This is a genomic window from Croceibacterium atlanticum (genome assembly GCF_001008165.2).
Taxonomy (GTDB): Bacteria; Pseudomonadota; Alphaproteobacteria; order Sphingomonadales; family Sphingomonadaceae; genus Croceibacterium_C; species Croceibacterium_C atlanticum.
The window spans coordinates 2,541,362-2,564,445 of the sequence record NZ_CP011452.2; the positions used below are offsets into that span (position 1 = coordinate 2,541,362).

Consider the following 23,084-nt stretch of genomic DNA (forward strand, 5'->3'; position numbering starts at 1 on the left):
TTCTTCCTCTTCAGAATTCGCGAAGGGCGCGCCGCACCTGGCTTGCGACCTGGCGGCTCGAACGGCGCAATGTGGCGGGTGCGGAAGTGCCCCGGGGCTGGGCGATCTGGATCGAAACGCGCAAGTCGCGGCGCGGGGAGGAACCGCCCGCTTCCACGCGCCCGGCGGCAGTGGGCACGAATAGTTCCGGCCCCCTTTCGCCTACCAGATAGGGCGTGTTCGGGCTGACCGGTCCACCCGTCGCGCGGCCGGGAAGGCCAAGCAACGCGCCCAGCGTTCCGCCGAGCAGCGGGCCAATGCCACCCGCGCTGCCGGAAATTCCGGACAGGCCGGATTGCAATGCCTGCGCCGCTATCTGGTCGAGTGTCTGCAGGGCGACCCGCTTCAGATCGTCAAAGCCGAGACTGCCCCGGCGGATTGCACTGAGCAGGCCGCTTTCCAGAACCGATCCGGCGCGGGCGAAGCCTTCCGTCAGCGTATTATCGACCGAACCGCGCATGGTTTCGATATCGCTGCGGAAGCCCTGCGTGCTGGCGCGCACTTCCACCAGCAGGCTTTCCATTTCCTCATCCATTGCGCTCGCGCTCCATCAATTGCTGCATTTCGTGGCGGCTTAGCGGTGCATCGCGATGGCCCTCGGGCGGGGCCAGTATCGCCATCAGTTCAGCGGGGGTGGCCGACCAGAAATCATCCGGGCGCCAGCCGAGCTGGCGAGAGGCCAGGCCGGACAGTCGCAGCGCCGCCGCCGCGAAACATGCACTCATGCGCGGCCCTGCAATATTTGCTGCAGGAGACAGCGCAGCGGGCCAGCGCAACCTGCGAGACCGGTTTGCATGACTGCCTGGCCAAGCGTTTCGCGGCTTACCGTGTCCCGCTTCTCCAGGCATGGCTGTGCTGCGGGCCGCGCAGCGATTCAGGTTCGGCGGCGGAAAACAGGAATGCCTGCGCGCCGTTTTCCCATTGCAGCCGCCGCAGGGACGGTTCGAATATCGGCGTGTAGGCGCCCGGCGCGGCGGCCAGCACCCCGCTTTCCCCTTCCACCATGATCGCACGCGCTTCTGCCAGGGAAGCGCCGACCAGCGCGATCCGGGCCGTGCCGTCCATCCGGGCGATATGCCGCACCCATTCGGCGCCCGCGCGTGTCTTGCCGAAACCGCGCCCGGCGCAAACCAGCCAGACGCGCCAGTCTCCCGGTGGCGGCAATTGGTCGCTCCGCCCCCAGATTTCCCAGTGATAGCGCCCGGTCGCCTCGCGCTCTTCCTCGTTCAGCTGGTTCCACAGGCAGAGCCGCTTTTCGTGATCGGTTTCGCGGAACCATTCGCCGCGATCCGCCGCCAGCTCAGCCATCACTTTCTGTATCCGTTTTGTTCCTGCGTAGGCCCGCCATCAGCCGCTTGGCTTCCGCTTCACGGGCCCGCATCGCATCGATCTTGGCATTGACTGAAGCGATGGTCGCGGCCTCCTGCGCCAGTGTTCGGCGGCCTTTTTCCCGCGCCACGGTTTCGCGATGGGCAAGCAGGCAGCGAAAGGCGGTGCCGAGATCGAATTTGCGCTTGTTGCCGTCCTCGTCGACATATTCGGTCTGCCCGCTGCGCAGGCGGTGGAGCAGTTCCATTTCCAGATTGTCATAGCCTTCGGTCAACGCCCCGAACCAGCGGCGGGCGAAGGTGGGATCGTTGCGCCGTATCTTATAGACCTGGCTTACGCTGATATTGGCGGCCTGCGCGGCGGCGCTGACATTGGATGTTTCTCCCAGCTTGGCGATGAAGATGTCGCGCCAGTTCTTTGGCGCACCGGTTTTGCGGCGCGAACGGGTCGCGCCCTTGGCGTCATTGGTCATGGCAGGAAGTCCCAGGGGAATGCCGGGAGGGCCCCGGCGACTCGCTCTATCGCGATGTTCCGCTTCTCTAACCAAAGAGCGTCGCGATGTCAATCAAAAAGTGCCATATAGGTTATATTGGGGATTCGTGGCCTATTGCACGGCGCCGGGGGCTGGCCTAGTTCGCGGCAACTGCCGGGCAGGACACGGCTGGATTACAGGGGATAACCATGCTGCGCCGGCTCTATGACTGGACGATGGAAAAGGCTGCGCATCGCCATGCGCCGGGCTGGCTGGCGCTGATCAGCTTCGTTGAATCGAGCTTTTTCCCGATCCCGCCGCATCCACTGCTGGGCCTGATGTGCCTGGCGGAGCCGAAAAAGGCCGTCCGCTTCGCGCTGATCTGCACCTTCGCTTCGGTGCTGGGCGGCCTGTTCGGCTATGCGATCGGGTTCTTCCTGTACGAATCAGTGGGCGCCTGGCTGATCGGTGTGCTGGGCCTCGGGGAAAGTTTTCCCAAGGCGGCCTGCTATCTCAAGGAATATGACTGGGAAGTGATCCTGCTGGCGGGCACCACGCCGGTTCCGTTCAAGCTGCTGACGATCACGGCCGGCTTCATCGGCATGGGGCTGGTGCCCTTCATCCTCGCCAGCATTGCCGGACGCGCGCTGATCTTCATGACGGTGGGCATCCTGTTCCGCCTGTTCGGTGCCCCGATCAAACGGATCGTGGATGAATATCTGGGGCTGGTGACGGCCGTATTCGGCGCCCTGCTGGTTGGCGGTTTCCTCGTCCTGGCCCTGCTGGGCGGCGGGGGTGAGGAAGCCCAGGACAAATGCTCCCAGGTCACGAGCATTGCCCAGATCTGATGCCTGATCGCAATCAGATAATCCCCACCGCCTTGCCGGCGCGTTCGAACATGCCGAGGATGGTTTCCACCTCTTCCGCGCTGTGTTCGGCGCATAGGGAGCAGCGCAGCAGCGTCATGCCTGCGGGCGTTGCCGGCGGGCGTGCCAGATTGACGTAAAGCCCTTCATGCAGCAGCGCTTCCCACATGGCGGCGCCGTGTTCCAGATCGGGCATGATCACGGCCACGATCGCGCTTTGCGGATGGTCCGTTCCCAGCGCGAAGCCGAGATCCTTCAGCCCGCCATGCAGGCGTTTGGAATTTTCCCAGAGATGGGCGCGCTTGTCGCCCCCCTGGATCAGCTTGCGGATCGAAGTGGCGGCAGTGGCCACCACGCTCGGCGGCAGGCTGGCGGTGAAGACATAGGGGCGGCAGACCAGCCGCATGATTTCGAACTTCGGATGGTTGGAAACGCAGAAGCCGCCCACCGTGCCGACGCTCTTGGAAAACGTCCCGATGATGAAATCGACATCGTCGATCACGCCCTGTTCTTCGGCAACGCCGCGCCCGTTCGGGCCGATGAAGCCCATCGAATGCGCTTCATCCACCAGCACCATGGCGCCGTATTTCTTGGCGATGGCGACCATTTCCTTCAGCGGGGCGACATCCCCCAGCATGGAATAGACGCCTTCGAGAACCACCAGCTTGCCCGCCCCTTCGGGAATGCGGCGCAGGCGCTTTTCCATCGCTTCGAGGTCGTTATGCCTGAAGGGCACGACTTCGGCATTGCCCATCGCGCAGCCGTCCCAGATGCTGGCATGGCTGTCTATGTCGAGGACGATGTAATCGCCCTTGCCGGCAATGGTGGAAATGATGCCGAGATTGGCCTGATAGCCGGTGGAGAATACCATGGCATGGTCCATGGCGTAGAATTCGCGCAGCGCGGCCTCTACCTCCACATGGCCCTGATACGTGCCGTTGAGCACCCGGCTGCCGGTGGTGCCGGACCCGTATTTTTCCAGCGCTTCCTTGCCCGCCGCGATCACGTCGGGGTCGAAGGTCATGCCCATGTAATTATAGGTGCCCAGCAGGATCGTGTCCCGCCCGTTGCAGATCGCGCGGGTGGGGGAGAGCACTTTCTCCATCACCAGGCCGAACGGATCTTCCGCGCCCTGCGACAGCAGGTTTTCGCGCGTCTGGATGATGCCGTCGAACTTGGAGAAGAGATCGCCCGCCGGGGCGCCGCCCGATTCCGCCGTGGCCGCCTTTGCCGATTGCTCGCTCATGCCGGCCTCACTTGTCCTGCAGATCGCTCACGGCGCTGACCAGCTGCCCGTAGGTTTCGATTTCGGCCTGCTGGTTCATGCTGATAATGATGTCGAATTCGTCTTCAATCGCGGCGACGAAATCCATCACCGTCAGACTGTCGAATTCCAGGTCACCGGCGAAAGTCGTCTCGTCCGCGATCGCGATTCCCTTCTTGTTGAAGGGTTCGATCAACGAACGGATGCGGCTGTCGATTTCGGCGCGATCCATAGAAAAATCCTATCCAATCTGCGCGCCGGCAAAAGGCCGGCCACGCTCTGCCGCGCAAAAGCGGCCCATCGGGTTGCTTGTCAAGCGAGGGCGCAATTGGCAAGCGCCAGTGCCCCGACGATCCACGACCATATTTGTCTGGGCGATGAACGGGATACAGGCAGCCTGCCGCCAGAGCGGGGATGCCTATTGGCCAACCAGCCCCTTCACCGCGGCCATGAACGGGCCGAGCGAAACCGGTTTCGACAAATAGCCTTCCGCGCCCGTTTCGCGAATCCGTTCCTCGTCCCCCTTGCCGGCATAGGCGGTCACGGCAAGTACGGGGACATCGGCCAGCTGGGCATCGTTTTTCAGGGTGGCGATCAGGTCCAGCCCCGATACGTCCTGAAGCTGGATATCCATCACCACCAGGTTGGGGTTGAAAATGCGGGCTTTTTCAATGGCATGATTGCCATTGGCGACCGGCTCCACCGCGAAACCGCTGGCTTGCAGCACATCGCAGAAAAGCTTCCGGTTCAGATCGTTGTCCTCGACAACAAGGATGCGCTTCGTCATGGATCCCCCGATCAATCCGCCCCCACGGAAGACCTGCAATCTTCTCCTATACGTTTACAGGATGGCTTACAATTATTAACCAAAGCCGGACTTCGCCCCGCGACCATTCAGACCTGGCGCTTGCCGCGCTTGGCTGGATTCTTTCGGATGGCGATCGGGCGCAGCGTTTCCTCGACCTTACCGGGCTGACGCCCGACGGATTGCGCGCTGCGATCGCACGGCCGGAAACCCATCGCGCCGTTCTGGAATTTCTCTGTGCACATGAGCCGGATCTTGTGGCATCTGCCGAAGCGCTCGGTATCCAGCCTGCCGAGCTCGCCTCCGCGCGAGAGGAAATGTGCCGATGAACCGCCCGCTTGTTGTGACCGATTGCGATGAAGTGCTGCTGCATATGGTGCGGCATTTCCGGGACTGGCTGGGCGAAGCGCATGACATAGAATTCTCGCTGGAAGGCAACCCCTTCAGCCAGGCGATGAAGCGGCGCGGCGCGGCGGAGCCGCTGTCGGAAGAGGAAAGCTGGGCCCTGCTGAAGGATTTTTTCCGCAGCGAAATGGGCCGGCAGACCCCGATCGAAGGGTCGGTGGACGCAATCGCCGAATTGCAGCGCGATGCCGATGTGGTCGTGCTCACCAACCTGGTCGATGAATTCAACGAAGATCGCCGCCGCCAATTGCTCGGCCACGGGATCGAGGCGCGGATTTTTACCAATCAGGGGCCAAAGGGAGAGGCTCTGCGCCGCATCGTGGAAGAGTTCGCGCCCAGCCGCGCGGTCTTCATCGACGATATCGCCAAGCATCATGCCTCTGCAGCGGAGATCCTGCCCGATACGTTCCGCCTGCATTTCTGCGGCGAACCGGCCATCGCCCGGTATGTGCCCTGTGCGCATGAGGGCGGGCATGCCCATGCGCGGATCGACAATTGGCAGGAGGCCTTGCCCTGGCTGCTGGAAACATTGCATGGGGTCAAATCATGACAATTCAGGCACGTCTCGCAGAACTCGGTATCACCCTGCCGCAGGCAGCCGCCCCGGTGGCCAGCTATGTCCCCGTGGTGGTAACCGGTAACCTGGCCCATGTTTCGGGCCAGCTTCCCTTCATTGACGGGCAATTGGTGACTGGCCGCCTGGGCGAAGATGTATCCGTTGATCAGGGCGCTGCCGCCGCGCGGGCGTGCGGATTAATGATCCTGGCCCAGCTGGAAGCTGCGCGGATTCCGCTCGAACGGGTGCAGCGGATCGTGAAGCTGGGGGCTTTCGTCAATTCCACCCCCGATTTCACCGATCAGCCGAAAGTGGCCAATGGCGCTTCGGAACTGATGTTCGACATTTTCGGAGAAGCCGGCCGGCACGCCCGCGCCGCGGTTGGCGTGCCTTCCCTGCCGCTTGGCGCTGCTGTCGAGATCGACGCTATCATTGCCCTGGCCGCTGCTTGACCGCTGGCTGGCCGCCGCGCCCGAACCGGCGCGGACGGACTGGCTGAAAGATCACCATTATGCCCATCGCGGCCTGCATGGCGGCGATGTGGTGGAGAATTCGCCCGGCGCCTTCGCCGCCGCCATCGCGGCGGGAATGGGCGTGGAATGCGATGTGCAGAAAAGCCGTGATGGCCGGGCAATCGTGTTCCACGATGCGGATCTGGATCGGCTGACGGCGGAAGCCGGGCCGCTCGCTGCCCGCAGCGTGGGGGAACTGACCCGTATCGCGCTGAGGGGAAGTGGGGAGCGCATTCCCACCCTGCATGATTTGCTGGCGCAGACGCGGGGCGCCGTGCCTCTGCTGATCGAGATAAAATCGCACCGGGATCGCCCCGTGTCATCGCTTTGCGCTGCGGTTCGCCGTAATCTTGAAGGTTATGGCGGGCCATATGCGGTGATGTCGTTCGATCCCCGCGTGGTCCGCTGGTTCGCGCGGCAGGCGCCCGCCATTCCGCGCGGGCTGGTTGTGACGGAACAGGGGCGAAAAGGCTGGCGCGGGCGTGCCGGGCGCCATTTCGCCCTGTGGCAATCGTGCGCCAATTTCCTCGCCTGTGACATTCGCGACTTGCCGAGCCGCTTTGCCGCTGCCCAGCGGGCCCGTGGGCTGCCGGTCCTGACCTGGACGGTCGACAGCGCGGAATTGCTCGACCGGGCGAAAAATCACGCGGATGCGCCGATCGTGGAAGGGGAAGGGGTCGCATAGAAGCTGCGGCTTCTCTATCTTGCCGGCAATGGCGGATGGCGATCTGACGGCACGCGTGGCACCTTCGGTCGGGTCTTTCCCGGCTGCGGACTGGGATACCCTGGCGGGATCGGGCAATCCCTTCATGAGCCATGCCTTCCTTACCGCGTTGGAGGATTCGGGCAGTGTCGGCCCGGGCAGCGGCTGGACGCCAGCCCCCCTGGTGATCGAGGATGCACGGGGCCAGCTGCTGGCGGCGCTCCCTTCCTATGCCAAGATGCACAGCCAGGGGGAATATGTGTTCGATCATGCCTGGGCCGATGCATGGCACCGGGCGGGCGGGGATTATTATCCCAAATTGCAGATCGCCGCGCCTTTTACGCCGGCCACCGGGCCGCGCCTTTTGCTGTCGGACGATGCCTATGCCGGCGTGCTGCTGAAAGCGGCGGAGCGGCTGTGCCAGCAGCACGGTTTTTCTTCCGCCCACGCCACCTTCATCGAAGAAGAACAGCGCGGCTTCTTCGAACAGGCAGGCTGGCTGCCGCGCCGCGATATCCAGTTCCACTGGGAAAACCGCGATTATGCCAGTTTCGACGATTTCCTGGCCGCGCTGGCTTCGCGCAAGCGGAAGGCCGTTCGCAAGGAACGCAAGGCGGCACAGGAAGGGGTCATGATTCGCGCCCTGTCAGGGGGCGATATCCGCCCTGAACACTGGGATGCATTCTGGGATTTCTATCAGGATACCGGCGCGCGCAAATGGGGCACGCCCTATCTGACGCGCGAAGCGTTTGACCTGTTCGGCGAAAGGATGGGCGATCAGGTGCTGCTGGTGCTGGCCTTCGAGGATGACCGGCCGATTGCCGGGGCGCTGAATTTCATCGGCTCACAGGCGCTTTACGGCCGATATTGGGGCTGCCTGGTGGACAAGCCCTTCCTTCATTTCGAACTGTGTTATTACCAGGCGATCGATGCCGCGATAGAACGCGGGCTGCGCCGGGTGGAAGCCGGCGCGCAGGGCGGGCACAAGCTGGCCCGCGGTTATGAGCCGGTGCAGACATTGTCGATGCACTACATCGCCGATCCCGGCTTTCGCGCGGCTGTGGCGGATTATCTGGAACAGGAACGTCTCGGCATTTCGCAGGACAGCATGATGCTGGGCGAAAGGACGCCGTTCCGCAAAGCCTGATCAGGCGACGCGCTTGTCCGCGCAGACCAGCCACTGGCGCGCGCGGCGCTGGGCTTCGGCGATTTCGCGGGCGGTCATTTCATCGGACAGGTCGGCGCGGCACCAGCCGGCTTCCTCGTTTCCGCGCGATGCGGCGATGTTGAACCATTTATGCGCTTCGATCAGATCGCACTCCACGCCATAACCGCCGGTCGAATAAACGACCCCCAGATCATAGCAGGCGTCCATGTCCCCATCCGACGCGGCGGCGAGATAATGCGCAATCTTCAAATCATTCCGGCTTTCATCGGCCGGACGTATTTTCGCGAATTCTTCGATATTGGCCCATTCCATGACGGGTTTCCCTGTGTTGCCCGCACCCCCACGAGCTTCGCCGGGAATGTTCTGCCGAAGACGGTCAAGAAATGGTTAACAGGCTGTCAGGCAAGTTCTGCCGCGCAAGTTCGGTCCTGCCTGAACTTATTGCCACCAGTGCTGGCGGGATTGCCGCTTGTGCCGGAATCGCACTGCCACTATAGGCCGCGAAATCTTGCCGGGGTGCGCAAGCAAATTGCCGGACCCGCCAGAAGGACCGGCAAGCCCGCGGGGGGCGGATACGCATTCGGAGTTCTTGAATGGCATCGATGCCAGGAGACGAAATCGACATTCTCGCCAAGGCCAAACGGGCTTTGGACCGTGATTATGCACCTTCCGACGATGAAGAATACATGTCGGAAAAGCAGCTCAATTATTTCCGCGTCCTGCTGCTGGAATGGAAGAAGTCGATCCTCAGCGCATCGGAAGGCACGTTGCAATCGCTGCAGGATGGCCCGATTCGCGAACCCGATCTGAATGATCGCGCGTCGAGCGAAACGGATTGGGGCATCGAATTGCGGACCCGCGATCGCCAGCGCAAACTGATTTCCAAGATTGATGCCGCCCTGCGCCGAATCGACGAAGGCGAATATGGATGGTGCGAAGTCACGGGTGAACCGATCGGGATCAAGCGGCTGACCGCCCGGCCGATCGCGACGATGACCGTGGAAGCGCAGCAGGCCCATGAACGGCGCGAAAAGATTTCCCGCGACGACTGACCCAATCTGGCACAGCTTTGTATCTGGAGGGCGCGCGTTAACTTCGCGTTAGCCAAAGCGGGCGACAAACCACTCCATCTAATGAGATAGTCGCGCAACAGGCGGCTTTCGCTGTGGAAGATAAGGATCAGACGCCTGCCATGAGCAATGTCGATACGCGTCAGATGAACCGTGACAGCCTGTTCCTGCTCGCCCAGCTGCGAGTGGACGGGCAGGATGCGGTCCACCGCGTCAAGGTTCGCAACCTCTCCTCCGGCGGTATGATGGCCGAAGGCGATGTCCGCGTAATGCGCGGTTCGCTTGTGTCGGTGGAATTGCGCAATATCGGATGGGTCGAAGGCTCCGTTGCCTGGAAGCAGGAAAACCGCTTCGGCATCGCCTTTGTCGAGGAAATCGACCCCAAGCTGGCCCGCGCATCCGCCCCCAAGGAAGCGCCCGGCTTTGAGAGCCCGCGTTTCACGCGCAATCACCAGGTGGAAAAACCGGTCGATCCTTCCGTCATCAGAAAGATCTGAACCTCCGCAAGCCTTGTTGAAGCGCTGCGCGGCCCGGCCTAGGAGTTGGGCGATGGTGCGGCGCCTTTTCCTGATCCCGCTTCTGGCGGTGTTGCCACTGACCGGATGTGGCCAGCGGGAAAGCGGCGCGCTGGACATCGCCTTTATTGCATCGGAAGACAGCCTGTTCGCAGGTGGGCTGCGCCTGTCCTCCGCCGCGCAGCATCTCCGCGCGGCAACCGGCACGGGCATGGTCGCGCTGGACGAATATGGCGAAACGATCCCTGCCCTGGCCGATCGCTGGATCGTCACCGATGACGGCATGAGCTTCATTTTCCGCCTGCGTGAAGGCAGCTGGCCCGATGGCAGCGAAATCACTGCCGAGAGCGCCCGCGCCGCCCTGCTGGATGCCATCCGCCGCCTTCGCGGAACTTCGCTTGGCCTCGATCTCGCGCCGATAGAGGAAGTGCGGGCCATGGCGGGGCGCGTGGTCGAAATTCGCCTGTCCGGCCCTGTCCCCACCCTGCTGCAATTGCTGGCCCAGCCCGAACTGGCCCTGTCCAATAACGGGGAAGGCGCCGGGCCCATGGAATTACGGCGTCAGGGTTCGCTTGCCATCCTGACCATGAAGGCGCCTGAACAACGCGGCCTGCCCGCGGACGAGGAATGGCAGGATCATGTCCGCACCGTGCGGATCCATGCCGCCGGTCCGCAACAGGCGATCGACCTGTTTGAAGAGGGGGAGGTAGATGCCGTGCTGGGCGGGCGGATCGGTTCATTGCCGCTGGCCGATACCGGGCCCCTGTCGCGCGGCACGGTTCGCATCGATCCGGCGATCGGGCTGTTCGGGATGCAGGTGCGCAATGCCACCGGCCTGCTGGCGACGCCGGAAGGGCGCGAAGTCCTTTCCATGGCGCTCGACCGGGCAGAACTGATGGCGCCGTTCAATATTGGCGGCTGGGTGGCCACGACGCGCATCGTGCCTCCGGGCCTGCCGGGCGGATCGGATTTCAATACCGAAAGATGGGTCGGCATCGACATGGATCAGCGGCGGGCGGAAGCATCCGCCCGTGTGGCGGAATGGCTGCGGCTCAACCCGCCTGAAAATGGCGAGGCCGGGGCTGATCGCCGGGTCGTGCTGACGCTCGCCATTGGCGACGAGCCGGGGTTGCAGACCCTGTTCCGGCAGATCGCTGACCAGCTTTCCACGGTGCGCATCAGGCTGGAACGCGCCGAGGATACGCGCCGCGCCGATCTCGTCCTGGTGGACCGGGTGGCGCGTTTTGCCGGGCCCCGCTGGTTCCTTGACCAGTTCAATTGCTCGCTGCGGCGCGGTGTGTGCGATGATGATGCGGATTACCTGGTGGAACAGGCGATTGCCGAAACCGATCCGCAGGTCCGATCCTCGCTATTGTCCGAAGCGGAAGCCTCGCTCAACCTCGCCAATGCCTATATTCCGTTCGGCTCGCCGCTGCGCTGGTCGCTCATTCGCGGCAATGTGGATGGCTTCGCCGCCAATGCCTGGGCCTTCCATCCCTTGCCGCCGATGGCGACACTCCCCAGATAGGCGGGATGGAAAGGGACACGCCAGAAATCGTGCGCCCGGAGAGGATCCGGGCCGAGCGCCCCCGGCGCATGGCCTATGAATTGCCGGTCGGCACTGACCCGCACTCCGTGCGCCAGCGGGTTGAAGCCATGGAAATGATCCTGGAGCGCAGCTTCGTGGTCCCCGGTATCAACCGGACCGTCGGGCTGGATGCGATTGTCGGGCTGGTTCCCGTTGTCGGCGATATCATCACTGCGGCGATGGGCGCCTATCTGATCTGGGAAGCGAAGAATATCGGCATGCCCAGGTGGAAATTGTGGCGCATGGCCGGCAATCTCGCTTTCGATAGCGCAGTCGGCGCAATCCCGGTGGCGGGCGATCTGTTCGACTTCATGTTCCGGTCCAACACCCGCAATCTGAAGATCATCAAGCGTCATCTCGACAAGCATCACCCGGTGATCGAACAATAAGCGGCAGCTTTCCGCAGCAAATCCGCCGCCCCCGGTGATTTTGGCGGCATAAGCCGCTAATCCGCGTCCCTCATGGCCGATGCTTCCGCACCTACCCCGATGATGGCGCAATATCTCTCGCTCAAGCGGGAGGCTGGCGATTGCCTGCTGTTCTATCGCATGGGCGATTTCTTCGAGCTGTTTTTCGACGATGCGAAGCGGGCCAGCGCCGTGCTCGACATCGCGCTGACCAGTCGCGGGGAACATGATGGGGCGCCCGTGCCGATGTGCGGCGTGCCCGTGCATTCGGCGGAAAGCTATCTCGCCCGGCTGATTCGCGCCGGTTGCCGCGTGGCTATCGCGGAACAGGTGGAAAGCCCTGAAGAAGCGAAGAAACGCGGCGGCTCCAAGGCTCTCGTGCGGCGGGACATCGTGCGCTTCGTCACGGCAGGAACGCTGACGGAAGAGGCGCTGCTGGAACCGCGCCGGGCCAATCTGCTGGTTGCCGCCTGCGAATTGCGCGGGACATGCGGCATCGCCGCCTGCGATATTTCCACCGGTCGGATGGAGCTGGAGGAATGCGATCCGGGCTCGCTGGACGCCACATTGGCGCGTTTTGCGGCCAGTGAAGTGGTTGCGCCCGAAGGCTGGGACGCAGCGCCGCCCGATGCGATAAGCCGCCCGGCGCGCGATTTTGCCAGTGATGAGGGGGAGGCCCGCCTCAAATCCGTGCATGGTGTCGCCACTCTGGACGGTTTCGGTGATTTCTCCCGTCCGATGCTGGCCGCTGCGGGAGGGCTGATCGCCTATCTCGACCATGTCGGGCGGGGCAGCCTGCCGCTGTTGCTGCCCCCGGAAATGCGCGGGTCGGACAGCGTGCTGGCCATGGACCAGGCGACGCGGGCCAGCCTTGAAATCATCGAGGCGCAGGGTGGCGGGCGGCAGGGCAGCCTGCTGGCCGAAGTGGATCGCTGCGTCACCGGGGCCGGCGCGCGGCAATTGGCGGAAGATCTTGCCACGCCGCTGGCGAACCGGGCGGCGATCGGGCGGCGCCACGATCTGGTGCATTTTTTCCATGCCGATCCGCTGCTTCGCGCGGATTTGCGGGAAGTCCTGCGTGGCCTTCCGGATATCGGCAGGGCACTTGGCCGTGTGGTCGCCGGGCGTGGATCCCCGCGCGATCTTGGCCAATTGCGCGACGGGTTGGCCGAAGCGCGCCGGATTGGCGATTATCTCCAGCCACGTGGCGACAAGCCGGATCTGCTGTCCGAATTACTGCCGCGCCTGGGCGGTCATGGCGCGTTGACCGATCTGCTGTCGCGCGCGCTGGTGGCCGCCCCGCCGACGGAGCGTGGATCGGGCGGGTTCATCGCGGAAGGTTATGATGCCGCGCTGGATGAATTGCGCGCCGTATCGGGCAATGCCCGCCGCGCTATCGCGGCGATGGAGGCACGCTATCGCGACGATACCGGCATCGCCGCGCTCAAGATCAAGCACAACGGCGTGCTCGGCTATTTCATCGAAGTGCCGGCCAGACATGCCGACAAGCTGATGACGCCCGAAAGCGGCTTCACCCATCGCCAGACCATGGCCAACGCGGTGCGGTTCAATTCGCTGCAATTGCACGAGGAAGCGGGCCGCATTGCTGAAGCGGGCGCCCACGCGCTGGCGGCGGAGGATGCCCATTTCGAGGAGCTGGTCGGCGAAGTGGTGAATGCGCGCGAGAAAATCGCTGCCACCGCCGCCGCGCTTGCCCGCCTCGATGTGGCCGCCGGACAGGCCGAACGCGCGGCGGAAGGGGGCTGGTGCCGTCCCGAAATTCTGGACGATCCCTGCCTGGAAATCGAAGGCGGGCGGCACCCGGTGGTGGAAGCCGCCCTGGCCCGTGCGGGCGAACGTTTCGTGGCGAATGATTGCCGGCTGGCGAGCGAGGATCGGCTTTGGCTGATCGGCGGCCCGAATATGGGCGGCAAGTCCACCTTCCTGCGCCAGAATGCGCTGATCGTCCTGCTTGGCCAGGCTGGCGGCTTCGTGCCGGCGGCAAGCGCGCGGATCGGGCTGGTGGACCGCCTGTTCAGCCGGGTCGGCGCGTCGGATAATCTCGCCCGAGGCCGTTCCACCTTCATGGTGGAAATGGTCGAAACCGCAGCCATTCTCGCCCAGGCGAGCGAGCGCAGTTTCGTGATTCTGGACGAGGTGGGCCGGGGCACTTCCACTTATGACGGGCTGGCGCTTGCCTGGGCCGTTGCCGAAGCGATTCACGAGGTCAATCGCTGCCGCTGCCTGTTCGCCACCCATTATCACGAATTGTCCCGGCTGGCTGACAGCTGCCCCTCCCTTTCGCTCCACCATGTCCGCGCGAAGGAGTGGAAGGGGGAACTGGTACTGCTGCACGAACTTGCCGAAGGGGCGGCCGATCGCAGCTATGGGCTTGCCGTCGCCCGGCTGGCCGGCGTTCCCCGGGAAGTGGTGGCGCGTGCCAAGGCCGTATTGGAAAAGCTGGAGAAAGGGCGGGCAGAAACGGGTGGTCTGGCTGCCGGTCTGGGCGAACTCCCGCTATTCGCTGCTGCGGCGGAAGCGGAGGAGGAGCAATGCGACGCCCTGCGCGACAGGCTGCATGGTCTGGACGTGGACGCGCTTAGCCCGCGGGAGGCGCTGGACCTGCTTTATGAACTGAAGCGCGAGGCGGGCGAAGCATAGGGATAGTTTGCCTTTTCCCTTCCGCCGGTTAGCCTTCCGGAATGAGCGAGGGTAAGGACAAGCCTGACCGCAGTACACGCCTGGCGGAAGATCGCACCGACTGGGCGGAGGACCGCACGATCCTGGCGGTGGAGCGGACTTTCGCAGGCTGGATGCGGACTGCCTTCGGGGCGATCGGCATCGGCCTGGCCTTCAATGCATTATTCGGTGAACTGGATCCGCCCTGGCTGGCGCGGGCCATCGCGACATTGTTCCTCCTTCTGGGGGCGGGTGTGGCGCTCACCGCCCAGCACCGCGCGAGAAAATCCTTTGAAAAACTGGATTGTCACGCGGTGGATACGGTGAGCGCGCCGAATATCCGCTGGATCGCATGGATCGTTGCGATCGGATCTGTTCTGCTGGTCGCCGGCTTGTGGGTTCTCAATGACGGGAGGATCGGCGGCTAGCTGCCGTCGGAAGGCAAATCGTCCACGCGGTTGCTACGGTCATATTTGTCTTCGTTATCGTCCAGATTATCCTCGCCGCGATAGGCGGCCATGTCGATCCGGCCGGACTGTTCCATGTCCTTCATGTGATCGACGAGATCCTGCGAATCCTCGCCCATGATGCCACTGCCGCGCTTCTTGGTGCTTTCCGTCGCGCGGTCTTCATCGGGCATGCGCTTGCGCGCTTCCTCGGCGATTTCCTGTGACTGGCTGCTTTCGTCCTCCTGCTCGTCATTATAGAGCTCGGGGGCCTGGCTGTTTTTATTCTTTTCGGGTTTGTCGATCATCGCGAACACTCCTTCTGCCGGATAACGGGCCGGAGGTGCGGCCTGTTCCCGGCTGCGGAATCAACGCGTAGGGACGGGCTCCTCGCCCGAATAGTCGTAGAATCCCTTGCCCGTCTTGCGGCCCAGCCAGCCAGCTTCGACATATTTCACCAGCAATGGGGCGGGGCGATATTTCGTGTCGCCCGTGCCATCGAAGATCACGCGCACGATTTCCAGGCAGGTATCCAGCCCGATGAAATCGGCCAGTTCCAGCGGGCCCATCGGGTGATTGAGGCCAAGCCGGCAGCCCTTGTCGATATCCGCCACGCTGGCCGTGCCATTGCCCAGGGTGAACACCGCCTCGTTAATCATGGGCAGGAGAATGCGATTGACGATGAAGCCGGGTTCGTCCTCGCTCTTCACCACTTCCTTGCCCAGGCTTGCCGCGAAGGCGCAGGTCTTTTCCACCGTGCCGGCGGCAGTGGCCAGGCCGGGTATGACTTCCACCAGCTTCATCACCGGCACCGGATTGAAGAAATGCATTCCGATGAAGCGGGCCGGATCGGGCACCCCGGCGGCCATGCGGGTGATCGGGATGGAACTTGTGTTGGTGGCCAGAATCGCGTCGGGGGAGAGCACTTCGCTGGCAGACCGGAAGATCGCCTGCTTGATCTCCTCATTTTCGGTCGCCGCTTCGATGATGAAGCCGCAACCGCCCATGGCGGAATAATCCGCGGTCGGCACGATCAGGCCAATTGCGTTATCGGCATCGGCCTGCGCGATCTTTTCCTTTTCGACCAGGCGGGCGAGGCGTTTGGCAATGCTGCCTTTCGCCTTTTCAGCCACGGCGATTTCACGATCCGCCAGAAAGACCTTCCGTCCACTGGCCGCCGCGACCTGGGCAATGCCCGATCCCATTTGCCCCGCGCCAATTACGCCGATCGAATCCATCAGATCGCTCCTTCGCAGTTGCGAAGACGGGTTAGCGGATGCGGAATGGCCGCGCTACCGGTTCGCGCCGGGCTGCCATAGGACATCGCCTGTTCCGCCCGAATTGGCTGCGCGCGCCATGACGAAGAGCAGGTCGGACAGGCGGTTTATATAGGTAAGGGCCGCGGGGTTCACCGGCTGGAATTCCGCCAGCGCACTGATTGCGCGTTCCGCCCTGCGCGCGGCGGCGCGGGCGACATGCAGCCTTGCGGCGGCTTCACTGCCACCCGGCAAGATGAAGTTTTTCAGTGGTTCCAGCCCGGCATTCAGCGCATCGATCCGCTTTTCCAGCCATTCCGTCTGGGTCGGGACCATGCGCAGGACCATTTCCGAAGGTTCGAAATCATCCCCCGGCGTCGCCAGATCGGCGCCCAGGTCGAACAGGTCGTTCTGGATGCGGTAAAGATCGGCGGCAGTTTCGCCTTCCAGCGATAATGCGGCGAGGCCGAGCGCGGAATTCGCCTCGTCCACCGCGCCGACGGCTTTCATGCGGATGGCGTGTTTGGGCAGGCGGGATCCGTCGACCAGCCCGGTCGTGCCGTCATCCCCGGTGCGTGTGTAGATCTTGGAAAGCCGGACCACTTTGCGTCGGCGCTGCCGCTTAGCGGCTGATCATCAGCAGCACGGCAACCACTGCGACCGCCAGCGCCTGATATTTGATGCGGGCGAACATCATCTGGTTCTGTTTCAGCTGAAGCCGGCCGACTCTTTCCGCTTCTTCCGGGTTGTCCACTTCCAGGCGGGAACTTTGCAGAAAGGCAATGATCCCACGCACCAGCGATACGACGACCATGATTGCCAAGCCGATGATGGCGAGGATGAGTAGATAGGTCATGCGTGGATATGTAGGCCTTCATCCAGCACAATTCCAGCCGGTAACTCGCCCCGGCGCAACGCATCGGCCAGGGCGTGCCCGTCTTCCCCCGCCAGCCGCCGGTCGGCCAGCGATGGGGAGCCGCGTCTTTTGGCGAGCTTGCGCCCGCCACTGTCCAGCAGCAGCGCATGATGGTGCCAATGCGGAACGGGCAATTCCAGCAGGGCCTGGATCAGGCAGTGAATGTGAGTCGCGGCGAAAAGATCCCGTCCGCGTGTGACCAGTGTGACACCGTCTGCCGCATCGTCCAGCGTGGCGGCAAGGTGATAGCTGGCCGGCGTGCTCGCATCCTTGCGGATCAGCACGACATCGCCGGCCAGGTCTGGCCGGGCCTGCTGTTCGCCCGCCAGTTCATCCAACCAGGTCAGCGGCCCGGTTTGTTCCAGCGCGGCCCGGACATCGAGCCGCCAGGCCACCGGCCGGTCCGTGTCGATTGCCGCGCCCCGGCAGGTGCCCGGATAGACGGGGCCGTCAGGTCCGGTTGCGGTTGCGGCTTCGGCGATTTCGGACCGTGTACAGGCGCAGGGATAGAGCAGGCCCATGTCCCGCAGCCTTGCGGCTGCCGCTTCGTAGGCCGCGATGCGGGAGGATTGCGGGGCGACTTCTTCCCATTCCAGGCCCAGCCAATGCAGGTCGGCGCGAAATTCCCCGGCCAGTTCCGCCTTGCTGCGCGCGCCGTCAATATCCTCGATCCGAAGCAGGAAACGGCCATGCGCCTGACGGGCCAGATCATGTGCCCTGATTGCCGAATAGGCGTGTCCGAGATGCAACGAACCGTTCGGGCTGGGGGCGAAACGGGTCACGATCATGTCATTGCTGCTTTCTGCCTGACGGCCCGACTCGCGGATTTTGCTGTGGATTCAACTTTTGTAACAGGCTTGACGCTTTTCCGCGCAAATGCTCCTCTCACAGTATCAGGGAGGACACGCCGTGTTCAAAGCCGAACTGATCGAACGCGCAGCCCGTTTCCGGAGCGCGGAAGAAGATCCAACGCGCAGGCTGGAAAGCTGCCCTGCGCTGGTTCTCAACGCGGATTACACGCCGCTTTCCTATTATCCACTAAGCCTGTGGCCATGGCAGACCGCGATCAAGGCGGTCTTTCTCGAACGGGTGGATATTGTCGCCAGCTATGACCGGGAAGTGCATTCGCCCTCGCTCGACATGAAAATCCCCAGCGTGATCGCGCTGCGGCAATTCGTGAAGGCGAGCGAATTTCCAGCCTTTACCCGCTTCAACCTGTTCCTGCGCGATCGCTTCAATTGCCAATATTGCGGCAGCCCGCAGAACCTGACCTTCGACCACGTCGTGCCCCGCCGGCTGGGCGGCAAGACGACGTGGGAGAATATCATCACCGCCTGCGCGCCCTGCAACATGAAGAAGGGCGGGCGGACGCCGGAACAGGCCAATATGCGGCCGCTGGTGAACCCGATCCGGCCGACAAGCTGGCAATTGCAGCAGCATGGCAAATGCTTTCCGCCCAACTATCTGCACGAGACATGGCGGGACTGGCTCTATTGGGATATAGAGCTGGAAGCCTGAGCGGCTGGACAGCCGCCGTTGCCGTTGCTGCTTTTTTATGCGGGTTTTCGCTATACCGGGCGCGCCTCGCGCGTTAGGGCGCGGCCACGGGTGCATTAGAACGATCAGAGGATTGCCTTGGCGGACCAGACCGACAGCTTCACCGCGCGCGAAGCGCTCTTCTATCACGAGACCGTCCGGCCGGGTAAGATCGAGATTGTCGCCAGCAAGCCGATGGCGACGCAGCGCGATCTGAGCCTGGCCTATTCGCCGGGTGTGGCCGTGCCGGTGCAGGCCATCGCCGATGATCCGGCCAATGCCGCGCGTTACACGGCGCGTTCCAACCTCGTTGCCGTGATTTCCAACGGAACGGCCATTCTCGGCATGGGCAATCTGGGCGCTCTGGCTTCCAAGCCGGTGATGGAAGGCAAGGCGGTGTTGTTCAAACGCTTTGCCGATGTCGATGCGATCGACCTGGAACTGGCGACGGAAGACCCTGAGGCCTTCATCAATGCCGTGGCGCTGATGGAACCGAGCTTTGGCGGCATCAATCTGGAAGATATCCGCGCGCCTGAATGCTTCATCATTGAACAGGCCCTGCGCGAAAAGCTGAACATCCCGGTCATGCATGATGACCAGCACGGCACGGCGATCATTTCCGCCGCCGGCCTGCTGAATGCCTGCCACATTACCGGGCGCGACCTGAAGGATGTGAAGGTCGTGGTGAACGGCGCCGGCGCGGCGGCCATCGCCTGCACCGCGCTGATCAAGGCGATGGGCGTGCAGCATGAAAACGTGCTGATGTGCGACCGCAGCGGCGTGATCTATCCGGGGCGCGACAATGTTGACCAGTGGAAGAGCGCGCACGCGGTCCAGACGGATCGCCGCACGCTGGAAGATGCGCTGGTCGGTGCGGATATTTTCCTCGGCCTGTCGGTCGGCGGCGCGCTGAAACCCGAATGGGTGGAAAAGATGGCGGATCAGCCCATCATCTTCGCCATGGCCAATCCCGATCCGGAAATCACGCCGGATGCCGCCAAGGCCGTGCGTCCCGATGCGATCGTGGCCACGGGCAGGTCGGACTATCCGAACCAGGTCAATAATGTTCTGGGCTTCCCCTTCATCTTCCGCGGCGCGCTGGACGTAAGGGCCACGGCCATCAATGAGGAAATGAAGATTGCCGCGGCGCAGGCCATCGCCGAACTGGCGCGCAAGCCGGTTCCGGAAGAAGTGGCGGCGGCCTATGGCAAGAATCACCAGTTCGGGCGTGATTACATCATTCCCGTGCCGTTCGATCCGCGGCTGATGGAAGTCGTTTCCGCCGCAGTGGCCAAGGCCGCCATGGATAGCGGCGTGGCCCAGACGCAGATCGAGGATTTCGACGCCTATCGCCATGCGCTGAAGAGCCGGCTCAACCCGACGACTTCGGTTCTGACCAATGTCTATGCCGAAGTGAAGAACAATCCCAAGCGGGTGGTTTTCGCGGAAGCGGAAGAAGAAGTGGTGCTGCGCGCCGCCATCCAGTTCCGCGATTTCGGATATGGCACGCCGGTCCTGGTTGGCCGCACCAATGCGGTGCGGGAAAAGCTGGTGGAACTGGCCGCGGCCAATCCCGATTCCTTCGAAATCCAGAATTCCGCCGAATCCGAATTCGTGCCGGACATGGTGGATTATCTCTACAAGCGGCTCCAGCGGCGCGGCCATACGGAACGCGATGTGCGCCGCATGGTCAATCAGGACCGCAATATCTTCTCCTCGCTGTTGCTGGCGCTTGGCCATGGCGATGCGATGATCACTGGCCTGACGCGGCCCTTCGCCCAGACCATTCGCGAAGTGAATCTCGTGCTCGATCACAAGCAGGGCGAAGTGCCCTTCGGCGTGCACATGATGATCGGCAAGAATTTCACCGTGTTCCTGGCCGATACGACGATCAATGAACGGCCCACGGCTGAACAGCTGGCGCATATCGCCAAGGATACGGCGGCCGTCGCACGGCGGCTGGGCCATGAACCGCGCGTGGCCTTCCTGTCCTATTCCACCTTCGGCAATCCGGCGGGCAAATGGCTCGAAAATATCCGTGAGGCCGTGCATATCCTGGACGAGGAAAAGCCGGACTTCGAATATGAAGGCGAAATGGCGCCCGATGCCGCGCTCAATCCGCAGGTAATGGCGCAATATCCGTTCAGTCGCCTGTCCGGCCCCGCCAATGTGCTGGTCATGCCGGGCCTGCAATCCGCCAATCTTTCGGCCAAATTGCTGCGCGAACTGGGCGGCAATGCCACTATCGGGCCAATGCTGATCGGTATGGAAAAGCCAGTCCAGATCGCACCGATGACGGCCAATGCGCCGGATGTGCTGACCCTGTCCGTGCTGGCCGCGGCCGGCGTGGTGGGCTGATGTGACGGGCTGATACCGGCCGGATTACCGAATAACCGAAACACTGACAGAACATGTGGCCGCGTCCGATAATCGTCGGGCGCGGCTTCGTGTATCGCGGCCATTACCGTTCCCGGCATCTCCCCCGCTTTGAGCGACGTCAAAGATCAGGCCCGTGATTCGCGCCATGGCTGCCTGGCGCGCGGTATCGGCATGGGTTCGGACCGCATTCCTGATGGGAGGGATTTCATGAAGAAAGTTTCTTGGCTGTCCGTTGTTTCGCTTGCTCCTCTGGCCCTGCTTGCTGCCTGCGGTGGCACCGCGGTGGATCCGGCTGAAACCGTGCAGACCGTGAAGGACACGGAAACCGCGCAGCTGCAATCGCTGGCTGCAAAGGATGTCGATGGCGTGATGCGTTATTACGCGGATGATGCCGTGATCGTGACGCCCGGCGCTGCTCCGGCCACTGGCAAGGCCGCCATCCAGAATGCGCTTGCCGGGCTGATGGAAGACCCCAATCTGGCCGTCGAAATGCAGCAGGGAGAAGGCTGGGCGGCACAGAGCGGCGAACTGGCCGTGACGACGTCCGATGGCACGATGACGGTCACCGATCCGGAAACGGGCGAAGCCACCGTCGTGCCCATGCGCAACCAGACCGTGTGGTACAAGGCCACCGGCGACACCTGGAAAATCGTGTCTGAATATAATGTCGACCTGACGCCGGTTTCCGCCGAGGCGGAGGCGATGGCCGCCGAATAAGGCTCCACCCGCGCCATCCGCCGGCAGGCCCGGCGGGTGGCGTATTCCTTCTGCGGTCAGCTTTCTTCCAGACGGCGGAAGCGGAAATACCAGACCTTAGTGGCCATACTATCATAACACACTGATATATAATCACTAACTAGCATTTTTTGATCCCCATTTTCTCGGCTAGCAATCACCGGGTAATCACCGTGCCGAATTTGGTAAGCGCGCGCCCCCATGAACGGATTTCTGCGTTTGTGATCATGACGCAGGTGCTGCCAATCGGAAGCAGGTGGCGAAACGCTTGCGATCAGCCGCGCTTATCCCTGCTTCTGTGAATAGGTGTTCCCACCGTGTCGCTACGATCCTACTCATGTCTTCGGCGATTGCTGTCGCGTCCTCATGGCCGAGGTCGAAGACCGCGGCACCGGCGAGAGCATTCTCGATCGTTGCATTGCGGCCTTCCGGCCCCACACCGAGGACGAGCCGTCGCTCCAGTCCCAGCTGCGGCTTTGGCACTACATCGTAAAGCGGCGATAGCCGCCAACCCTCACCATCGAACAGGAAGCCATGATTACGCAGGTGATCATCATCATTCGTGACGAGGATATTGAGCAGCATACGACGAAATAGCTCGTGCAGATCCTGACGTACTTCGGTTCCGAATTGCCGGATCGCTCCTGCGAGATCGGCATAGCTGAAGCTGCTGACCTCGCTCTCATGCGCCCCGAGCATTGTGAGCCCCGAAGCGAAGGGCCTACGCTCCAGCCAGTTCCCGTGAGGAATCCGGTCGAACCGTTCGATCAGATAGATGTCGCGATCAAGGACGCAGCGGAAGTCGAGTGGCGGAACGTCGAGACCACATTCGCCGGCAAGCCGCATTGTCGCTAGTTCGACCCTGCATTCGGGAAAGCTATCCCCCCGCTTCTGGAATTTCGCGATCCAGGGCTGCTCGCCGATTTTTGTAGCTGCCTTCGGCCGGGCGCCGCCCAGAGATGACCCGGCGGCCAGCAACGCCCTCAAGTTCTCGTCGAGTTCGTCGACATGCTGCGCTCGTTCGGCGGCTTCTGCTAGCTCTGCGAGCGTGAACTCTTCGCCCGGAGCAGGGCCGTCCCCCCATGGCGTAATTCTCTCAGGCTGGGCGGACGTCGGCCCAAAGGCGAGCGCACCCACGCGATGTTCGCCCGAGGCCAGAATGAGATCGATTTCGCTCGGCAAGCGATCGCCCATCGCCTTGTACATTAGGTATTGGCCCCAGCCGTCAGGAGCAGCATCCCGAATGCCACCGAACACGGCAAAGCCTTCTTCCGTCCTGAATGTTCGAGAAGTTCCAGCTTCGTGCAACGGCAGAGCTACAGGATCGACCGCAATACGGTCAGCGCGTTCCAGATAACGCCGCCCGTAAGCGAAGGTAGCAAACTGGTTGCGCGGTTCGTCGGTCATCGTGAGAAGGCCTGCCGGAACAGGCCCCTCC

General features: G+C 62.8%; 28 protein-coding genes and 1 pseudogene. 15 read left to right on the forward strand and 14 right to left on the reverse strand.

Annotated elements, in window-relative coordinates; translation table 11 throughout:
• Nucleotides 1–10: 10 nt before the first annotated feature.
• From WYH_RS12055 to WYH_RS12070, 4 genes and pseudogenes are all read right to left on the reverse strand, one after another.
• The gene (locus WYH_RS12055) at nt 11–574 is read right to left on the reverse strand and encodes a hypothetical protein (RefSeq protein ID WP_046904025.1); all 564 of its coding nucleotides are present in this window, start codon (nt 572–574) and stop codon (nt 11–13) included.
• A complete protein-coding gene (locus WYH_RS12060; protein ID WP_046904026.1) occupies nt 567–764 on the reverse strand; it encodes a phage tail assembly chaperone in 198 nt (65 codons plus the stop codon). The genes WYH_RS12055 and WYH_RS12060 overlap by 8 nt, the downstream gene beginning before the upstream one ends.
• A 115-nt stretch (nt 765–879) precedes the next feature.
• Nucleotides 880–1,347, reverse strand: a pseudogene (locus WYH_RS12065) (terminase large subunit domain-containing protein); the annotation flags it as partial.
• Nucleotides 1,340–1,840, reverse strand: a complete 501-nt coding sequence (locus tag WYH_RS12070) for a hypothetical protein (protein ID WP_046904027.1) — start codon at nt 1,838–1,840, stop codon at nt 1,340–1,342. The gene WYH_RS12070 and the pseudogene WYH_RS12065, both read right to left, overlap by 8 nt.
• A gap of 209 nt (nt 1,841–2,049) precedes the next feature.
• Here WYH_RS12070 and WYH_RS12075 point away from each other — a divergent pair, with 209 nt between their 5' ends.
• Nucleotides 2,050–2,688 carry a YqaA family protein gene (locus tag WYH_RS12075; RefSeq protein WP_046904028.1) on the forward strand — a complete coding sequence of 213 codons (639 nt, stop codon included), beginning with the start codon at nt 2,050–2,052 and terminating at the stop codon, nt 2,686–2,688.
• 13 nt (nt 2,689–2,701) lie between these two features.
• Here WYH_RS12075 and spt read toward each other — a convergent pair whose 3' ends face one another.
• From spt to WYH_RS12090, 3 genes are all read right to left on the reverse strand, one after another.
• Nucleotides 2,702–3,952: a serine palmitoyltransferase gene (spt, locus tag WYH_RS12080; RefSeq protein ID WP_046904029.1), complete on the reverse strand. Its 1,251-nt coding sequence runs from the start codon at nt 3,950–3,952 to the stop codon at nt 2,702–2,704.
• A gap of 7 nt (nt 3,953–3,959) precedes the next feature.
• Nucleotides 3,960–4,202, reverse strand: a complete 243-nt coding sequence (locus WYH_RS12085) for an acyl carrier protein (RefSeq protein ID WP_046904030.1) — start codon at nt 4,200–4,202, stop codon at nt 3,960–3,962.
• A gap of 186 nt (nt 4,203–4,388) precedes the next feature.
• Entirely contained in the window at nt 4,389–4,757 is a 369-nt protein-coding gene (locus WYH_RS12090; protein WP_046905138.1) for a response regulator, read from the reverse strand.
• Between the two features lie 113 nt (nt 4,758–4,870).
• Between WYH_RS12090 and WYH_RS16580 the strand changes: the two genes are divergently transcribed.
• The 5 genes from WYH_RS16580 to WYH_RS12110 are packed head-to-tail and all read left to right on the forward strand — an operon-like array spanning nt 4,871 to nt 8,098.
• Entirely contained in the window at nt 4,871–5,104 is a 234-nt protein-coding gene (locus WYH_RS16580) for a DUF3572 domain-containing protein (RefSeq protein ID WP_082347970.1), read from the forward strand.
• Complete coding sequence (locus tag WYH_RS12095; RefSeq protein ID WP_046904031.1) at nt 5,101–5,730, forward strand: hypothetical protein; 630 nt, start codon at nt 5,101–5,103, stop codon at nt 5,728–5,730. The genes WYH_RS16580 and WYH_RS12095 overlap by 4 nt, the downstream gene beginning before the upstream one ends.
• Nucleotides 5,727–6,188 (forward strand): RidA family protein, encoded by a 462-nt coding sequence (locus WYH_RS12100; RefSeq protein WP_046904032.1) that lies wholly within the window; start codon nt 5,727–5,729, stop codon nt 6,186–6,188. Before WYH_RS12095 ends, WYH_RS12100 begins: the two co-directional genes overlap by 4 nt.
• Nucleotides 6,169–6,933, forward strand: a complete 765-nt coding sequence (locus WYH_RS12105; RefSeq protein WP_046904033.1) for a glycerophosphodiester phosphodiesterase family protein — start codon at nt 6,169–6,171, stop codon at nt 6,931–6,933. Before WYH_RS12100 ends, WYH_RS12105 begins: the two co-directional genes overlap by 20 nt.
• Nucleotides 6,934–6,961: 28 nt before the next feature.
• Nucleotides 6,962–8,098 (forward strand): GNAT family N-acetyltransferase, encoded by a 1,137-nt coding sequence (locus WYH_RS12110; protein WP_046904034.1) that lies wholly within the window; start codon nt 6,962–6,964, stop codon nt 8,096–8,098.
• On the opposite strand, the gene WYH_RS12115 is transcribed toward WYH_RS12110, so the two are convergent.
• Nucleotides 8,099–8,431 carry an SEL1-like repeat protein gene (locus WYH_RS12115; protein WP_046904035.1) on the reverse strand — a complete coding sequence of 111 codons (333 nt, stop codon included), beginning with the start codon at nt 8,429–8,431 and terminating at the stop codon, nt 8,099–8,101.
• Nucleotides 8,432–8,712: 281 nt separating this feature from the next.
• Here WYH_RS12115 and dksA point away from each other — a divergent pair, with 281 nt between their 5' ends.
• The 6 genes from dksA to WYH_RS12145 all read left to right on the forward strand — a co-directional run bounded on the left by dksA (nt 8,713) and on the right by WYH_RS12145 (nt 14,806).
• Complete coding sequence (dksA, locus tag WYH_RS12120) at nt 8,713–9,171, forward strand: RNA polymerase-binding protein DksA (protein ID WP_046904036.1); 459 nt, start codon at nt 8,713–8,715, stop codon at nt 9,169–9,171.
• Nucleotides 9,172–9,311: 140 nt separating this feature from the next.
• Nucleotides 9,312–9,686 (forward strand): PilZ domain-containing protein, encoded by a 375-nt coding sequence (locus WYH_RS12125; protein ID WP_046905139.1) that lies wholly within the window; start codon nt 9,312–9,314, stop codon nt 9,684–9,686.
• Between the two features lie 52 nt (nt 9,687–9,738).
• Nucleotides 9,739–11,232: an ABC transporter substrate-binding protein gene (locus WYH_RS12130; RefSeq protein WP_046904037.1), complete on the forward strand. Its 1,494-nt coding sequence runs from the start codon at nt 9,739–9,741 to the stop codon at nt 11,230–11,232.
• Nucleotides 11,233–11,300: 68 nt separating this feature from the next.
• On the forward strand, nt 11,301–11,681 hold the full coding sequence (locus WYH_RS12135) for a DUF4112 domain-containing protein (protein WP_046905140.1): 381 nt from the start codon (nt 11,301–11,303) through the stop codon (nt 11,679–11,681).
• A gap of 72 nt (nt 11,682–11,753) precedes the next feature.
• A complete protein-coding gene (gene mutS, locus WYH_RS12140; RefSeq protein WP_459562374.1) occupies nt 11,754–14,360 on the forward strand; it encodes a DNA mismatch repair protein MutS in 2,607 nt (868 codons plus the stop codon).
• 41 nt (nt 14,361–14,401) lie between these two features.
• Nucleotides 14,402–14,806: a YidH family protein gene (locus tag WYH_RS12145; RefSeq protein ID WP_046904038.1), complete on the forward strand. Its 405-nt coding sequence runs from the start codon at nt 14,402–14,404 to the stop codon at nt 14,804–14,806.
• On the opposite strand, the gene WYH_RS12150 is transcribed toward WYH_RS12145, so the two are convergent.
• From WYH_RS12150 to gluQRS, 5 genes are read right to left on the reverse strand one after another with little or no spacing between them, the layout of a single operon-like run.
• The gene (locus WYH_RS12150; protein WP_046905142.1) at nt 14,803–15,132 is read right to left on the reverse strand and encodes a hypothetical protein; all 330 of its coding nucleotides are present in this window, start codon (nt 15,130–15,132) and stop codon (nt 14,803–14,805) included. The genes WYH_RS12145 and WYH_RS12150 overlap by 4 nt on opposite strands.
• 60 nt (nt 15,133–15,192) lie before the next feature.
• Nucleotides 15,193–16,062 carry a 3-hydroxyacyl-CoA dehydrogenase NAD-binding domain-containing protein gene (locus WYH_RS12155; protein WP_179945413.1) on the reverse strand — a complete coding sequence of 290 codons (870 nt, stop codon included), beginning with the start codon at nt 16,060–16,062 and terminating at the stop codon, nt 15,193–15,195.
• Between the two features lie 54 nt (nt 16,063–16,116).
• A complete protein-coding gene (locus WYH_RS12160) occupies nt 16,117–16,683 on the reverse strand; it encodes a cob(I)yrinic acid a,c-diamide adenosyltransferase (RefSeq protein WP_046904040.1) in 567 nt (188 codons plus the stop codon).
• Nucleotides 16,684–16,702: 19 nt separating this feature from the next.
• Entirely contained in the window at nt 16,703–16,936 is a 234-nt protein-coding gene (locus tag WYH_RS12165) for an HIG1 domain-containing protein (protein WP_046904041.1), read from the reverse strand.
• Nucleotides 16,933–17,784, reverse strand: a complete 852-nt coding sequence (gene gluQRS / locus WYH_RS12170) for a tRNA glutamyl-Q(34) synthetase GluQRS (protein WP_046904042.1) — start codon at nt 17,782–17,784, stop codon at nt 16,933–16,935. Before gluQRS ends, WYH_RS12165 begins: the two co-directional genes overlap by 4 nt.
• 121 nt (nt 17,785–17,905) lie before the next feature.
• On the opposite strand from gluQRS, the gene WYH_RS12175 reads away from it, so the two are divergent.
• The 3 genes from WYH_RS12175 to WYH_RS12185 all read left to right on the forward strand — a co-directional run bounded on the left by WYH_RS12175 (nt 17,906) and on the right by WYH_RS12185 (nt 21,628).
• Complete coding sequence (locus WYH_RS12175; protein ID WP_046904043.1) at nt 17,906–18,514, forward strand: HNH endonuclease; 609 nt, start codon at nt 17,906–17,908, stop codon at nt 18,512–18,514.
• 117 nt (nt 18,515–18,631) lie between these two features.
• On the forward strand, nt 18,632–20,890 hold the full coding sequence (locus WYH_RS12180) for an NADP-dependent malic enzyme (RefSeq protein WP_046904044.1): 2,259 nt from the start codon (nt 18,632–18,634) through the stop codon (nt 20,888–20,890).
• A gap of 228 nt (nt 20,891–21,118) precedes the next feature.
• Entirely contained in the window at nt 21,119–21,628 is a 510-nt protein-coding gene (locus WYH_RS12185; RefSeq protein ID WP_169780770.1) for a YybH family protein, read from the forward strand.
• A gap of 243 nt (nt 21,629–21,871) precedes the next feature.
• On the opposite strand, the gene WYH_RS12190 is transcribed toward WYH_RS12185, so the two are convergent.
• On the reverse strand, nt 21,872–23,053 hold the full coding sequence (locus WYH_RS12190; protein ID WP_218845232.1) for a type II toxin-antitoxin system HipA family toxin: 1,182 nt from the start codon (nt 23,051–23,053) through the stop codon (nt 21,872–21,874).
• Nucleotides 23,054–23,084: the final 31 nt, after the last annotated feature.